This is a genomic window from Curtobacterium sp. VKM Ac-2887, from assembly GCF_015350935.1.
GTDB lineage: Bacteria > Actinomycetota > Actinomycetes > Actinomycetales > Microbacteriaceae > Curtobacterium.
In genome coordinates this window covers 251,429-264,448 of the sequence record NZ_JADKSB010000001.1, presented here as the reverse complement: position 1 = coordinate 264,448, position 13,020 = coordinate 251,429, and the positions used below count along the sequence as shown (strand labels likewise).

Sequence of the window (13,020 nt, the reverse complement as noted above, 5' to 3'; positions counted from 1 at the left end):
CTGTCGGCAGGGGCCCGCTCGACCCGGTCAGCTCGCGACGAGCTCGACCTTGAAGCGTTCGGCGTCCTCCAGGAAGGCAGCACGGTGGTCTGGACCGCCGGCGTACGGGTGCCGGTCCTCGTAGAGGCGGGTCCAGCCGTGCGCCGGTGCGTCCGTCCACAGCTGCTCGACCTGTCCGGCGTCGCCGGCGTGGAACGCGAGGTGGCTCAGCCCGGGCCGTCGGCGGTCGTGCGCGCCGTCGAGCGGTGCGGCCTCGAGCACGACGTAGACGTCACCGAGTCGCCAGGTCCGGCCCGCTGGCCACTCCTGGAACGGCGTGTACCCGAGCTCGCCGAGCAGCCAGTCCCACGCCCTGCTCGCCGTGTCGAGGTGGGCGGTGCGGAGCTCGACGTGGTGCAGGGCTCCCCGGGTCACAGGAGCTTCCGGAGCGTGTTCGTGTTGCGCGTCGTGGTCGTCCGCTTGAAGCGTGCTGCTCCGGCCCGCTTCGCGAACGCGGTGTCCGTGCTCGACCCCTTCGGGCACGACCAGTACACGACCCCGTCACCCCGGGCGACCTGCTCCACGGCGGCGTCGAGCGTGAGGTCGGCGAGCAGCGCATCGAGGGCGTCGTCGTCGGAGCCGAACACCACGTAGTCGTGCCGATCGTCGGCCCGGTCGAACGGGAACCCCTCGACGATGCGTTCGAGGTCGTCGTGCGGGACGAGCACGATCCACGCGTCGTAGCCGAAGCGGTCGCGGAGTGTCTGCTCGATCGTGGCCTTCAGGGTCGGCGCGTCGGCGTCCGTCCCGAACACCACGTTGCCGGATGCGAGCACCGTGCGGACGTCGTCGAAGCCGATTCCACGGAGCAGTTCCGCGAGCTCGGCGTTCTTGATCGTGATGCCGTTGACGTTCACTCCGCGCAGCAGCGCGATCCACTTCGCCATGCCGGAACCGTAGCGCGGTGGCGGCCGTCTCAGCCGATCAACTACACAAGAAGCATTGCGCAAGAGTTCTTGTGCATCTATCGTCAGAGCATGACCGTGCGCAGACTCGACGACGCCGCCCACATGCGTGCCCTCGCCCACCCGACCCGACTGCGGATCGTCGGGCTCCTGCGTTCCGGTGGACCGCAGACTGCGGCGATGCTCGGCGACGAGATCGACGAGGCACCCGGCACGATCAGCTACCACTGCAAGCGCCTGGCCGACGCGGACTTCATCGAGCCGGCGCCGGAGCTCGGTTCGGACCGGCGGGAGCGGTGGTGGCGTGCGACTGCGGACCGCACGTCGTGGGACCTCGCCGATGCGCTCGACGACCCGGAACGGATGCTCGCCACGACGGCACTCGACCACACCGTCGCCGATGCGTACGCGGCCGAGTACGGGCGGTTCATCGACCAGGCGCCGGTGCTCGGCCGTGAGTGGGTCGCGGCGTCGACCAGTTCCGACGAGGTGCTGCGGCTGACCGCCGAGGAACTCACCGGCCTCGGCGCCGAACTGCGTGCCGTCGTCGAGCGATGGACGGCCGTGAGTGACGCGCACACGCCGGGTGACGGGTCGGAGCGCGTCATCGCCGTCACGCAGAGCTACCGGATGGGGCGACCGTGAACGCCCGGGCACGGTTGCGGGCGCTGCTCGCGGTCCAGGTCGTCTCGCGGACCGGCAACGTCGTCACGACCGTGGCCGTGCCCTTCGCCGTCCTGGCCCGGGGCGGCTCGGCGACGGATGTCGGGATCGCCGCCTTCGCCGCGACGGTGCCGATCGTCCTCGGCGGCCCGTTCGGCGGGGCGCTCGTCGAGCGGGTCGGGTTCGTCCGTTCGAGTGTGGCGTCGGACCTCGTCAGCGGTGCGACCCTCCTGGCGATGCCGATCCTCGCCTGGACGGTGGGTCTGCCGTTCTGGGCACTCCTGGCGCTCGTGTTCGTGAGCGGCCTGTTCGACCTGCCCGGGGAGTCCGCACGCCGGGTCCTGCTCCCGGGGCTCGCACGATCGGCCGGCGTCCCGCTGGAGCGCGCGGTCGGTCACTTCGAGGCGTCCCAGCGACTCTCGGTGCTCATCGGCGCGCCGCTCGGCGGGGTGCTCGTCGCGGCTGCCGGACCGATGGCCGCCCTCGTCTGCACCGCGGTGGCGTTCAGTACCGCAGCGCTGCTCGCTGCGGTACTGGTCCGGCCAGCGGGCGACGACGCAGCGGGCGACGACGCAGCGGGTGCGAGCGCTGATGCGGCTCCGACCAACGGGTACTGGCGGGACATCGCCGAGGGCTTCCGGTTCTGCGTCCGCGACCCGTTCTTCCGGCTCGTGATCGCCCTCGTGCTGATCACGAACCTGCTCGACGCGGCCCGGTCGACGACGTTGCTCCCGCTCTACGCCGCCGACGCACTCGGCGGGGCGCAGGCACTGGGCTTCGTGACCGGGACCTTCGGCGGTGCGGCGTTCCTCGGGTCGGTGGCCTTCGGGTACGTCGCACACCGCGTCCCCCGTCGGATCACGTTCGTCGTGTGCTTCGTGCTCGCCGGTGGGCCCTCGCTCCTGGTGCCGGCGCTCGGCCTCGGGCTGCCGTGGATGCTCGCTGCCTCGGCGCTGTCGGGCCTCGCCGCCGGTGCGCTCAACCCGATCCTCGGTGCGGTCGAGCTCGAGCGCATCCCGGTACACATGCGGGCCCGGGTGTTCGGGCTGCTCGGAGCCGGGTCCTGGGCGGGCATCCCGCTCGGCGGACTGCTCGCCGGGTTCGCGGCCGAGGGTGTCGGTGTGCAGGCGACGTTCGGAGCGGTCGTCGTGCTCTACACCGTCGTGACGCTCGCGCCGCTGACGGGTGGCGCCTGGCGCCTCATGGAACGACGGGCTCCGGAGCGGGCGCCGGTCGAGCGCGTGACGACGTAGTCCGCATCCGGGGCGGCGCTCACGTCCACGTCCGCGCGACGCCCCAGCCGCTGCCCTCGGGCACGATGTCGACCACCAGCGTGTCCCCGTCGTCGGCCGTGGCCTGGAAACGCCAGCCGACCGTGCGCTCGGGGGCGTGGGTGATGGCGGTCGGCAGCTCGGCCCGCGTCACGGTCAGACGGGTCGGGGTGTCGCTCACCCGCCAGCGGCGCCCGCCCCAGACCAGCCGGCTCGGTGCGCCCTCGGACCACCACACCGTGGCGGCCGTCTCCGTGATCATCATCGGGTCTCCTCGTTCGAACGTGTGTTCGAATGCTAGGTCGCAATCGGACGGCGAGCAACTGCGGGTTGTATTCAGAACGCGTTCTGAATACGCTGGATCCATGACCCTGACCGCCCCTCCTCGCTCGCGTCGTGCCGTCCAGTCGTCCGACCTCTCACGCCATTCGAGAGAAGTGTTCGCCGCGGCTGAAGAAGAGCCGCTCGAAGTCACGCGGCGCGACGGAAAAGCGCTCGTGCTCACCACGAAGGAACGCTCGGACGACGACGACGCGGTCCTCGAGATCGCCGCGCAGCTGATCGCTGCAGTGACCGTCAACGAGGGGCTGCCGCTCCACGATCGACTCGCCATCCCCTACCCGTGGATCAAGCTCCTGAGTCGAGACGACCAGCAGCGATTCGCACGTGAGATCGTCGACGTGGCTCGTGGATCGTTCTCGCTCAGGCAGCCGCGTGCCTTGCTCGTCGAGATGCAGGCGTGGCGCAGCAGTGCCGAGGCGATCGCGGCGGGCTGGAGCACCGGCGAACCCGAACTCCTCGAGCACCCGATCGTCCTCGACGCGCCGTGAAGCCGTGGTCAGTCGGGGCACCGGTGTCCCCCGTCCGGTACGGACGACGGAGTTCACGGTCGTCCTGGGTACGCGCTCGGCAGAACACGGCTGGCGAGACGTCCTGGCGACACAGCGGAACGCCGTCGTGTCAGCCTGGGAGCGGTTGACCAGCGACCCCTTGTCCGAAGACCTGGCCTGCCATGCGCTCCGCGGTGCGCTCGGCGTCGTCCGGCACTCGGGTCGCGAATGGACACGTCGGCAGCTCGAACTGAAGCGGGGCGCGCGGATCTGGTTCACGGTGGACGAGGCGGATCGAGTCGTCTGCATCACAGACGTCCACACGCGCCATCCCAACCAGACGAAGTGACTGCGCCTGACCTCGGATGCCCTCGTGTAGACGGAGAGCATGACGAACGACGATCAGGGCCCCGACGCACAGCACCAGGCCCCCGCGGGGGTCTCCGACGCCACGGTCGAGGCACTCGGCACACTGTCGGCAGCGGTCGAGGTCATCGAGCACGCCCGCGGCCTGCTCTACGGCTTCCACCGCCTGACGGGCACCGCCGACCTGAACCTCGGCGAAGCCGTCGAGCAGCTCCGGGAGGCCGGCCACACCGAACTCGCCGACCGCATCGACACCGAGCTCGTGGGTCGCAACGTCATCGCCGGCCGCTGGACGTTCCAGGTCGTCGAGGACTACGACGACGGGTACTACGCCCTGGCGAAGGAGCTGGAGCGCACTGCGCGGGACGAGCTCGTGCAGGGGCGGCGCCACCTGTTCGAGGCGGGCATGAAGGAGGACCGGCGGTCCGGCGGTCGACGCCACCACGAGGCGACGCCGGGCGACCTGCCGGACTGAGCACGGGCCTCCCGGCCGGCCCGAACGCGAAAGCGACAGTTCTCCGCGGATGTTTCGCGGACAACTGTCGCTTTCGTGGACCACCCTCGGACGGCCCCACAGGAACTGTCGCTCTTGCAGACCAGCCCCTGCCCAGCCCCCCCCCGGCCTCAGCCGACGCCGAGCAGCGCCTCGAGCGGCCCTCGTGCGAAGTACAGCAGGAAGCCCGCGGCGACGACGTAGAGCAGCCACGACACCTCGCGGCCCCGGCCGGACAGCAGCTTGATGAGGACCCAGCTGATGAACCCCACGCCGATGCCGTTCGCGATCGAGTAGGTCAGCGGCATGACGACGATCGTCAGGAACGCGGGCAGGGCCGAGCCGAAGTCCGTCCACGAGATGTCCGCGACCTGCGCGACCATCAGGGCGCCGACGACGACGAGTCCGGCGGCGGCGACCTCGAGCGGGACGACCTGCGTGAGCGGGGTGAGGAACATCGACGCCAGGAACAGCAGGCCGGTGACGACCGACGCCATGCCGGTGCGTGCGCCCTCGCCGATGCCGGCGGCGGAGTCGATGAAGACGGTGTTCGACGACACCGAGGCGCCACCGCCGGCGATCGCGCCGACGCCCTCGACGACGAGCGCCGACTTCAGGCGGGGGAACGTGCCGTCGGGCTTCGCGACGCCGGCGGCCTTCGCCAGGCCGGTCATGGTGCCCATCGCGTCGAAGAAGTTCGTGAACACGAGGGTGAAGACGAGCATCGACGCGGCCAACGGCCCGATGCGGCTGAATGCACCGAACAGGTCAGCGTGGCCGACGAGCGACAGGTCGGGGAACGCGAAGAGCGCACTCGGCAGGCCGGGGGCGTTGAGGTTCCAGCCGGTCTTCGAGTCGACCGAGGTCGGCACCTGGAAGATCGCCTGCAGGATGATCGCGATGATCGTCGTCGCGACGATCCCGATGAGCAGCGCGCCCTTGACCTTGCGGGCCATGAGCGTGCCGATGATGACGAGGCCGATCAGGAACACGATGGTCGGCAGGGCGCCGACGGAGCCGTCCTCACCGAGCTGCAGGGGCGGCGACGCGAGCCCGGACGAGCGCACGAAGCCCGAGTCGACGAGGCCGATGAAGGCGATGAACAGGCCGATGCCGACGGTGATCGCTGCCTTCAGCTGCGCCGGGACGGCGGTGAAGATCATCGTCCGGATCCCCGTCAACGCCAGGACCACGATGATCACGCCGTTGATGACGACGAGTCCCATCGCCTCGGCCCAGGTGACCTGCTGCACGACGCTGACGGCCAGGAACGAGTTGATCCCGAGGCCCGCGGCGATGCCGAACGGCAGGTTCGCGATGACGCCCATGGCGATGGTCATCAGGCCGGCGACGAGGCCGGTCGCGGCGGCGACCTGCGCGTTCTCGAGCCAGCCGCCGGAGACGTCCTTGGCGGCCTGGTCGGCGCTGAACCCACCGAGGATCAGCGGGTTGAGGATGACGATGTACGCCATCGTCACGAACGAGACGAGTCCGCCTCGCACCTCGCGCGGGATCGTGGATCCGCGCTTCGTGATGGAGAAGTATCGATCGAGGCCGGTCGCGAAGCGGTTCCGGGGTGGGGTGTCGGTCTTCGTGGCGCTCACCGAGCAAGTTTAAAGCCTGCTGGGTTTCCGGCATGTCACAGGATCCTCACAGGGCGCGCAGGGTGCGCCGATGTCCGACCGGGAGGCCCGACCCGCGTGATCGGGGGACGTCACGCCGTGCGCCGGCTCGCGTTCTCCGGCCATGGCTGGTGTTGGATGGACCGGTGACGTCACGCATGGACCGTGCCCGCGTCGAGGCCGCGGTGCGCGAACTCCTGCTCGGCATCGGCGAGGATCCCGACCGCCCCGAACTCGAACGCACACCCGCTCGGGTCGCCGACTCGTACGCCGAGTTCTTCGCCGGCATCGGCACGGATGCCGTGGCCATCGCCCGCGACGGCACGGTGCACGCCGAGGACGGTGAACGCGGCCGACTCGTCATCGTCCGCGACGTGAAGTTCCGGTCCGTCTGCGAGCACCACCTGCTGCCGTTCCTCGGGGTCGCGCACCTGGCCTACGCGCCGGGTGATCGCCTGATCGGGCTCGGCACCCTCGCGCGTGTGCTCGACGCCGTGGCCTCGCGTCCGCAGCTGCAGGAACGGCTGGGCGAGCAGGTCGCCGCCACGATCGCCGAGGGGCTCGGTGCCGAGGGGGTCCTCGTGGTCCTCGACGCGCAGCACCAGTGCGTGACGACCCGTGGGGAGCGCCAGACCGGCTCGACGACCGTCACGGTCGCGGCGAACGGCTCGCTGGCCGACGCCGCGGGCCGGGCGGAGGCGATCGCGCTCATCGGTGCGGGGCGTGTGCCCGACCCCGAGGCGGACTCGTGACGTCGGAGGGGGCCGCCACGGGCCTCCAGGCAGGATCGACCGCACCCGGCTGGGTCGTGCCGGACCTGCGGCAGCCGGTCCGTACGATCGGACGCAGAACGTTCGACTTCGACCACCGCATCGCCGTGATGGCGATCGTGAACCGCACGCCCGACTCGTTCCACGACCGCGGCGCCACCTTCGAGCTCGACCGCGCCGTCGCCGCCGCCGTCCGGGCTGCCGAACAGGGCGCCGACTGGGTCGACATCGGCGGCGTGAAGTTCGCTCCGGGGCCGGAACTGCCCGCTGCGGACGAGGTCGACCGCGTCGTGCCCGTCGTCGAGCAGCTCGCCCAGGAGTCCGACGTCACCATCAGCGTCGACACGTTCCGCCCCGAGGTCGCCGCAGCGGCGATCGCAGCTGGCGCGAGCGTGGTCAACGACACCACCGGCCTGTCCGATCCCCGGATGGCGGCCGTCGTCGCGGACTCCGAGGCGACGATCGTCATCACGCACTCGCTCGCCGAACCCCGACGGCCCCTCGCAGCGCCGCCGCAGTACGACGACGTCACCGCGTCCGTCGTCGGGTTCCTGCGGGAGCGCGTCGACCGGGCGCTCGCCGCGGGGATCCCGGAGTCGCGGATCATCGTCGACCCGGGCCACGACCTCAACAAGAACACCGTGCACACGCTCGAGGTGACCCGGCGCCTGCCCGAGGTCGTGGCGCTCGGCTACCCGGTGCTCGCGGCGGTTTCGAACAAGGACTTCGTGGGGGAGTCGCTCGGACGCCCGCGCGGCGAACGCCTGGCGGGCTCGCTCGCCGTCGCGACCGTGAGCGCGATGCTCGGGGCGCGGATCGTCCGGATGCACGACGTCGCCGAGAGCGTCGACGCGATGCGCATGGTCGAGGCGACACTCGGCTGGCGCACCCCGGTGGAAGCACGGCACAACACGTGAACCTCCTGCCCCCGTCGATCGCGGACCTGTCCGACGACGACCTCATCGACCTGTACACAGCGGGTGCCTCGGCGCCGTGGCTGCGGGTGAACTTCGTGGCGACGCTCGACGGGTCCGCCTCGGCCGCCGGGGTCTCGGGGTCGCTCGGCGGCCCGGACGACCTGCGCGTGTTCGACCTGCTCCGCCGGGTCGCCGACGTGGTGCTCGTCGCAGCCGGCACCGTGCGTGACGAGGGCTACGGGCCGATGGTCCTGCACGACGCCGACGTGGCCTGGCGCCGGGCGCACGGCCTGCCCGACCACCCGGTGTTCGCGATCATGTCGCGGTCACTGTCGCTGGACGCCGGATCCCGGGTGTTCACCGAGGCCCCGGTCCGGCCCGTCGTCCTGACCTCCGCGGCGGCGTCGGACGTCGGGGTCGCGCTGTCGTCCGTCGCCGACGTCGTGCCCTGCAGCACCGACACCGACCCCGACTCGGTCGACGTGTCGCTCGTCCGCGACGCACTGGTGGCGCGGGGGCTCGGCACGATCCACTGCGAGGGTGGCCCGTCGTTCCTCGGGTCGCTCATCGCCGCGGACGCCGTCGACGAGCTGACCCTGACGATCGACCCGTCGCTCGAGGGCGGCGCCGGGCCCCGGATCGCCCGCGGCAGTTCCCCGGAGCTGCGACGGATGCGGCCCGCGCACGTGCTCCGCGGTGCGGGTGACGTGCTGCTGACCCGGTACGTCCGGGCGGAGCCGTCCGCCCGAGTCTCGGTGCCGGTCGACCGCGTCGGCTAGGGTCGGGCGCGTGATCGACATCGTGGCGTCCGGGGTCCTCTTCGACATGGACGGGACGCTCGTCGACTCGACCGCGGTGGTCGAGGCGACCTGGACGAGGTTCGGTCAGGACCGCGGCATCGAGCCCGCCGAGATCCTGGCCTTCTCGCACGGCCGTCAGGCGATCAGCACGATCGAGCACTTCCTGCCCGGACTGGACCGCGACGAACAGCTCCGCATCGCCGCCGCACTGGTCGCCGAGGAGAGCGCGAGCAGCGAGGGCATCTTCGAGATCCCCGGCGCCGCAGCCTTCGTCGACCGGCTCCTCGACGCGGGGGTCCCGGTGGCGCTCGTGACGAGTGCGCCGCGCGACCTGGCCGCCGGCCGGATGGCGGCAGCGGGCCTGACCATGCCGACGGCGTTCGTGCCGTCCGAGGACGTCGAGCACGGCAAGCCGCACCCCGACGGGTACCTGCGCGGTGCCGCACTGCTCGGTGTCGCGGCAACCGACTGCGTGGCGTTCGAGGACGCCCCCGCCGGCCTCGAGTCGGCCATCGCCTCCGGAGCGACCACGGTCGTCGTCGGCCCGCACGAGTCGGACGTCACGGCCGGGCTCTACCGGGTGTCGGGGTACGAGGGCATCACCGTCGAGCCCGAAGGGTCCGCTTTCCGCATCCGCGGCTGAGGACCCGCTGCGTCCTGCGGGCACGCCCAGCGCTCCCCGACGACCCTCGGGTGTGCGGCCGGAACAACCGGGCCGCACGTGCGGCCGGAACCACCGGGCCGCGGAAGGAGCGACCATGGCAACCCTGGACGGCAAGAAGGTCCTCGTCATCGCGACGAACTACGGCGTGGAGCAGGACGAGATCGTCGTGCCCGTCGACCAGCTCCGCGAGCGCGGCGCGACGGTGACCGTGGCGGCGCAGGACTCCGGTTCGATCGCGACCCTCGTCGGCGACAAGGACCCCGGCAAGTCCCTCGACCCCGACACCACCATCGCCGGTGTCAACGTGACCGGGTACGACGCGCTCGTGGTCCCGGGTGGCACCATCAACGCCGACACCCTGCGACAGGACAACTCGGCGGTCTCCCTGGTGACGGCCTTCGTCGAGGCGAACAAGCCCGTCGCGGCGATCTGCCACGGCCCGTGGACCCTCATCGAGGCCGGTGTGCTGCGCGGACGGACGATCACCTCGTTCCCGTCGCTGCAGACCGACGTCTGGAACGCCGGCGCCGAGTGGGTCGACCAGGAGGTCCAGGTCGACGGCGGCATCATCACCTCGCGGAACCCCGACGACCTGCCGGCCTTCGTCGACGCGATCGAGAGCGCGCTGACCGCGTGAGCACGGTGCGCTGCCGCTGACGGCGGTGCGCTGCCGCTGACGGCGCCGCCGTCAGCCCGGCGCGACGGGGCGGGTCGTCCGGAGCACCGCGGGTCCGAGGGTGAGCACGCCGTCGGACTCGGGGTCGCACCGCACCCCGCCCCGTCCACGCATCGCCCGGAACGCACCCGGCGCCACCTCGTGGTCCATCCAGGCGCACGGGTTCGCCGGCCGGTACCCGCGGAACAGCACGGCACCGCTGCCGGGGCTCTGCAGCGAGAACGGCTCCCCCCGGAGCGCTTCGACGTCGGCGCCCCGCAGGAACACGTTCCGCCGGGTCGCCACGGGGTCGACCGGCACGCCGAGTGATCGTCCGACCTCCTCGAGGCCCTCGAGCCCGATGACCGTCACCGAGGCGTGCACGTGCGCCCGCGCCGCGAAGTAGCGGTCGCCGACGATGCCGAGTCCCGCGCGCAGTTCGATGCGGTCGCGCAGCTCGTCCGGGTCGTCCGATCGGACCGGCAGCGCACCGTCGGCCGGCCTGCCCTCGTAGCGGTGGCGGCGCGACACGAGCAGCAGCGCGACCTCGACGTCGGTCCGGAACGGCAGGTCGACGGAGTCGGCGACCTCGGCGAGCCCGGCGAGCTCGTCGGAGCCGACCCGGTGGTCAGACCCGGCCACGTCGTCTCCGGAGGTCACCCGCCCAACGCTAGCCGGGCCTCCCGGTCGACGCCGTGCCGTCGTCGGTACTGCGCCGAGGTTCCACAACACGCCGTCGGTGTGGCGCCGAGGTTCCACGGGCGAGTACATCGAGCGCCGACATGCCGAGATCTCGGAACCTCGGAACCTCGGGCCGCCCGCCACCCGCACCACGCGACGTGCCGCGGCGTCCGATTTCCGCCAGTCGCGGTCGGTGGTGCGTGTCAGGCTGGGCCCGTGACCATCCCCGGAACCGACCAGCTGCATGCCGAGCGCTACCGCGTCGTCGCCTCGCGCGACGCACGCTTCGACGGCCAGTTCGTCACCGCCGTGCACTCCACGGGCATCTACTGCCGACCGAGCTGCCCGGCACGCACGCCCCGCGAGACCGGCGTCACCTTCTACCGCACGAGCGCCGCAGCGCACCTGGCCGGCTTCCGTGCCTGCAAGCGCTGCCTGCCCGAAGCGACCCCCGGCAGCCCCGAGTGGGACCTGCGCGAGGACGTCGCCGGCCGCGCCATGCGCCTCGTCCTCGACGGCGTCGTCGAGCGCGACGGCGTCCCGGGGCTCGCCGCACGGGTCGGCTACTCCGAACGCCAGCTCAACCGCATCATGACGGCCGAGCTCGGTGCCGGCCCGAAGGCGCTCAGCCGCGCACACCGCGCCCAGACGGCACGCACGCTGCTGACGTCGTCGGACCTGCCCATCGCGGACGTCGCCTTCGCGGCCGGGTTCGCGAGCGTCCGCCAGTTCAACGAGACCGTCCGCGAGGTCTTCGCCGTCACCCCGTCCGAGCTGCGCGCCCGTCGGACGCTCCGGCCCGCGTCCGACGGCGCACTGCACGTGCACCTGCCCGCGCGGCCGCCGTTCGACGCGCAGGGGCTCCTCGACTGGCACGCACTGCACGCCCTGCCGGGCCTGGAGCAGGTGGACACCGACGAATCCGGTCGGGTCACCTCCTACGGGCGGCTGCTCGACCTGCCGGGAGGCCCGGGCTGGTTCAGCGCATCGGCCGCGGTCGCGGGGACGGCCGGTTCCACGGCCGCCGGTCGCGGTACCGGGATCGACCTGCGGGTGCGCGTCACCGACCTGTCCGACCTGCCGACGCTCGTCGCCCGCGTCCGGTCGTACTTCGACCTCGATGCCGACCCGGTCGCCGTCGACGCGGTGCTCGGCTCCGTGCCCGAGCTCGCTGCGGCCGTGCAGCGGGTCCCCGGCCTGCGGCTGCCCGGTGCCGTCGACGCGCACGAGATCGTGTTCCGCACCCTCATCGGGCAGCAGGTCTCCGTCGCCGCGGCCCGGACGGCCCAGACGCGGCTCGTGGCGGCGTTCGGTGCCGCCGTGCCGTCGGCGATCCTGCCGGACGGCCTGCTGTTCCCGTCCGCCGAGGTCATCGCCGCCCGCGGCCACGAGGTGCTGCGCGGTCCGGCCGCCCGCGTCGACACGATCCTGCGGGTCGCCGCGGCGCTCACCGACGGGTCGCTCGTCATCGACGGCGGACAGTCGCTCGACGAGCTGCGCGAGCGGCTGCTGGCGGTGAAGGGCATCGGGCCGTGGACCGCCGACTACGTGGCGCTCCGGGTCCGGCACCACCCCGACGTGTTCCTCCACAGCGACCTCGCGGTGCGCAACGGTGCACAGGAACTCGGACTGCCCGGTACGGCGCGCGAGCTCTCCCTATGGTCGGAGCAGGTGGCGCCCTGGCGGAGCTACCTGACGATGCACTGCTGGCGACCGATCATCGACCGCGCGATCGCGACGGCCGCCGGTGCGCGGGTGCACGGCACCGGCCGTGCGCGGCACGCAGACAACGACCCTCGGAAGGACGAACGATGACCGACGCAACCATCCAGACCCTGGACACCCCGGACGGGGCCTTCACCGTGCTCGAGGACGCCGAGGGCCGTGTCCTCGCCTCGGGCTGGACCGACTCCGTCGACCGGATCCTCGGGCGGCTCGCCGACCGGTACCGGCCCAGTCGCATCGTCGACGGCACGGTCGCCGCCGCTGATGCCGTGGACGCCTTCTACTCGGGCGAGGTCGAGCACGCCATGCAGGTGCCGGTGCGGCAGTTCGGCACCGACCTGTTCACCGAGGGGTGGCGGCAGCTCCGCCGCATCCCGGCCGGCGGCACCCTGACCTACACCGAGTTCGCGGGGGCGATGGGCCGACCGGACGCCGTGCGGGCCGCCGCCAGCGTGTGCGCACGGAACGCTCCCGCACTGTTCGTGCCGTGCCACCGGGTGCTGCGTTCCGACGGCACGCTCGGGGGCTTCGCGTGGGGGCTCGACGTCAAGCGATCGTTGCTCGAACGGGAGTCGGTCGGTACCACGGCGCTCGTCTGAGTTGTACAAAACGCTCTAGA

General features: G+C 71.9%; 17 protein-coding genes. 12 read left to right on the top strand and 5 right to left on the bottom strand.

All coding sequences use genetic code 11. The features are described 5' to 3' along the window. Positions 1 to 27: 27 nt before the first annotated feature. Together ITJ69_RS01285 and ITJ69_RS01280 are read right to left on the bottom strand one after the other, a co-directional pair. On the bottom strand, positions 28 to 414 hold the full coding sequence (locus ITJ69_RS01285; protein WP_194671758.1) for a VOC family protein: 387 nt from the start codon (positions 412 to 414) through the stop codon (positions 28 to 30). Then, positions 411 to 926: a DUF1697 domain-containing protein gene (locus tag ITJ69_RS01280; protein WP_194671757.1), complete on the bottom strand. Its 516-nt coding sequence runs from the start codon at positions 924 to 926 to the stop codon at positions 411 to 413. The genes ITJ69_RS01285 and ITJ69_RS01280 overlap by 4 nt, the downstream gene beginning before the upstream one ends. 90 nt (positions 927 to 1,016) lie before the next feature. Here ITJ69_RS01280 and ITJ69_RS01275 point away from each other — a divergent pair, with 90 nt between their 5' ends. Beyond that, positions 1,017 to 1,589 (top strand): ArsR/SmtB family transcription factor, encoded by a 573-nt coding sequence (locus ITJ69_RS01275; protein WP_123293057.1) that lies wholly within the window; start codon positions 1,017 to 1,019, stop codon positions 1,587 to 1,589. Then, the gene (locus tag ITJ69_RS01270) at positions 1,586 to 2,860 is read left to right on the top strand and encodes an MFS transporter (protein WP_194671756.1); all 1,275 of its coding nucleotides are present in this window, start codon (positions 1,586 to 1,588) and stop codon (positions 2,858 to 2,860) included. Before ITJ69_RS01275 ends, ITJ69_RS01270 begins: the two co-directional genes overlap by 4 nt. 19 nt (positions 2,861 to 2,879) lie before the next feature. Here ITJ69_RS01270 and ITJ69_RS01265 read toward each other — a convergent pair whose 3' ends face one another. Further along, positions 2,880 to 3,143, bottom strand: a complete 264-nt coding sequence (locus ITJ69_RS01265) for a hypothetical protein (protein WP_111083527.1) — start codon at positions 3,141 to 3,143, stop codon at positions 2,880 to 2,882. Positions 3,144 to 3,243: 100 nt separating this feature from the next. On the opposite strand from ITJ69_RS01265, the gene ITJ69_RS01260 reads away from it, so the two are divergent. The 3 genes from ITJ69_RS01260 to ITJ69_RS01250 all read left to right on the top strand — a co-directional run bounded on the left by ITJ69_RS01260 (position 3,244) and on the right by ITJ69_RS01250 (position 4,549). After that, complete coding sequence (locus tag ITJ69_RS01260) at positions 3,244 to 3,708, top strand: prevent-host-death protein (protein ID WP_131920992.1); 465 nt, start codon at positions 3,244 to 3,246, stop codon at positions 3,706 to 3,708. Positions 3,709 to 3,853: 145 nt separating this feature from the next. After that, a complete protein-coding gene (locus ITJ69_RS20240; RefSeq protein ID WP_228504467.1) occupies positions 3,854 to 4,057 on the top strand; it encodes a hypothetical protein in 204 nt (67 codons plus the stop codon). Between the two features lie 39 nt (positions 4,058 to 4,096). After that, a complete protein-coding gene (locus ITJ69_RS01250; protein WP_123937000.1) occupies positions 4,097 to 4,549 on the top strand; it encodes a hypothetical protein in 453 nt (150 codons plus the stop codon). Between the two features lie 149 nt (positions 4,550 to 4,698). Here the strand turns inward: ITJ69_RS01250 and ITJ69_RS01245 are convergent, their stop codons facing one another. Beyond that, positions 4,699 to 6,171: an NCS2 family permease gene (locus tag ITJ69_RS01245; protein WP_123293062.1), complete on the bottom strand. Its 1,473-nt coding sequence runs from the start codon at positions 6,169 to 6,171 to the stop codon at positions 4,699 to 4,701. A gap of 176 nt (positions 6,172 to 6,347) precedes the next feature. Between ITJ69_RS01245 and folE the strand changes: the two genes are divergently transcribed. The 5 genes from folE to ITJ69_RS01220 all read left to right on the top strand — a co-directional run bounded on the left by folE (position 6,348) and on the right by ITJ69_RS01220 (position 9,977). After that, entirely contained in the window at positions 6,348 to 6,941 is a 594-nt protein-coding gene (folE, locus tag ITJ69_RS01240) for a GTP cyclohydrolase I (protein WP_194671927.1), read from the top strand. Then, positions 6,938 to 7,876, top strand: coding sequence for a dihydropteroate synthase (gene folP / locus ITJ69_RS01235; protein WP_194671755.1), 939 nt, complete (start codon positions 6,938 to 6,940; stop codon positions 7,874 to 7,876). The genes folE and folP overlap by 4 nt, the downstream gene beginning before the upstream one ends. Further along, positions 7,873 to 8,655 carry a pyrimidine reductase family protein gene (locus ITJ69_RS01230; RefSeq protein ID WP_194671754.1) on the top strand — a complete coding sequence of 261 codons (783 nt, stop codon included), beginning with the start codon at positions 7,873 to 7,875 and terminating at the stop codon, positions 8,653 to 8,655. The genes folP and ITJ69_RS01230 overlap by 4 nt, the downstream gene beginning before the upstream one ends. Before the next feature lie 10 nt (positions 8,656 to 8,665). After that, positions 8,666 to 9,319, top strand: coding sequence for an HAD-IA family hydrolase (locus ITJ69_RS01225; RefSeq protein ID WP_131921000.1), 654 nt, complete (start codon positions 8,666 to 8,668; stop codon positions 9,317 to 9,319). 115 nt (positions 9,320 to 9,434) lie between these two features. Continuing rightward, a complete protein-coding gene (locus ITJ69_RS01220) occupies positions 9,435 to 9,977 on the top strand; it encodes a type 1 glutamine amidotransferase domain-containing protein (RefSeq protein WP_194671753.1) in 543 nt (180 codons plus the stop codon). A 51-nt stretch (positions 9,978 to 10,028) separates the two neighbouring features. Here ITJ69_RS01220 and ITJ69_RS01215 read toward each other — a convergent pair whose 3' ends face one another. After that, positions 10,029 to 10,565: a molybdenum cofactor biosysynthesis protein gene (locus tag ITJ69_RS01215; RefSeq protein WP_131846116.1), complete on the bottom strand. Its 537-nt coding sequence runs from the start codon at positions 10,563 to 10,565 to the stop codon at positions 10,029 to 10,031. 333 nt (positions 10,566 to 10,898) lie between these two features. Here ITJ69_RS01215 and ITJ69_RS01210 point away from each other — a divergent pair, with 333 nt between their 5' ends. Then, the gene (locus tag ITJ69_RS01210; RefSeq protein WP_416354921.1) at positions 10,899 to 12,491 is read left to right on the top strand and encodes an AlkA N-terminal domain-containing protein; all 1,593 of its coding nucleotides are present in this window, start codon (positions 10,899 to 10,901) and stop codon (positions 12,489 to 12,491) included. Then, positions 12,488 to 13,000 (top strand): methylated-DNA--[protein]-cysteine S-methyltransferase, encoded by a 513-nt coding sequence (locus tag ITJ69_RS01205; protein WP_111083519.1) that lies wholly within the window; start codon positions 12,488 to 12,490, stop codon positions 12,998 to 13,000. Before ITJ69_RS01210 ends, ITJ69_RS01205 begins: the two co-directional genes overlap by 4 nt. Positions 13,001 to 13,020: the final 20 nt, after the last annotated feature.

Bases quoted from the DNA above. Each gene is read 5' to 3' on its own strand.
- ITJ69_RS01280 (WP_194671757.1), bottom strand. From the start codon at position 926: ATGGCGAAGTGGATCGCGCTGCTGCGCGGAGTGAACGTCAACGGCATC.
- ITJ69_RS01275 (WP_123293057.1), top strand. From the start codon at position 1,017: ATGACCGTGCGCAGACTCGACGACGCCGCCCACATGCGTGCCCTCGCC.
- ITJ69_RS01265 (WP_111083527.1), bottom strand. From the start codon at position 3,143: ATGATGATCACGGAGACGGCCGCCACGGTGTGGTGGTCCGAGGGCGCA.
- ITJ69_RS01260 (WP_131920992.1), top strand. From the start codon at position 3,244: ATGACCCTGACCGCCCCTCCTCGCTCGCGTCGTGCCGTCCAGTCGTCC.
- ITJ69_RS01250 (WP_123937000.1), top strand. From the start codon at position 4,097: ATGACGAACGACGATCAGGGCCCCGACGCACAGCACCAGGCCCCCGCG.
- folE (WP_194671927.1), top strand. From the start codon at position 6,348: ATGGACCGTGCCCGCGTCGAGGCCGCGGTGCGCGAACTCCTGCTCGGC.
- ITJ69_RS01220 (WP_194671753.1), top strand. From the start codon at position 9,435: ATGGCAACCCTGGACGGCAAGAAGGTCCTCGTCATCGCGACGAACTAC.
- ITJ69_RS01205 (WP_111083519.1), top strand. From the start codon at position 12,488: ATGACCGACGCAACCATCCAGACCCTGGACACCCCGGACGGGGCCTTC.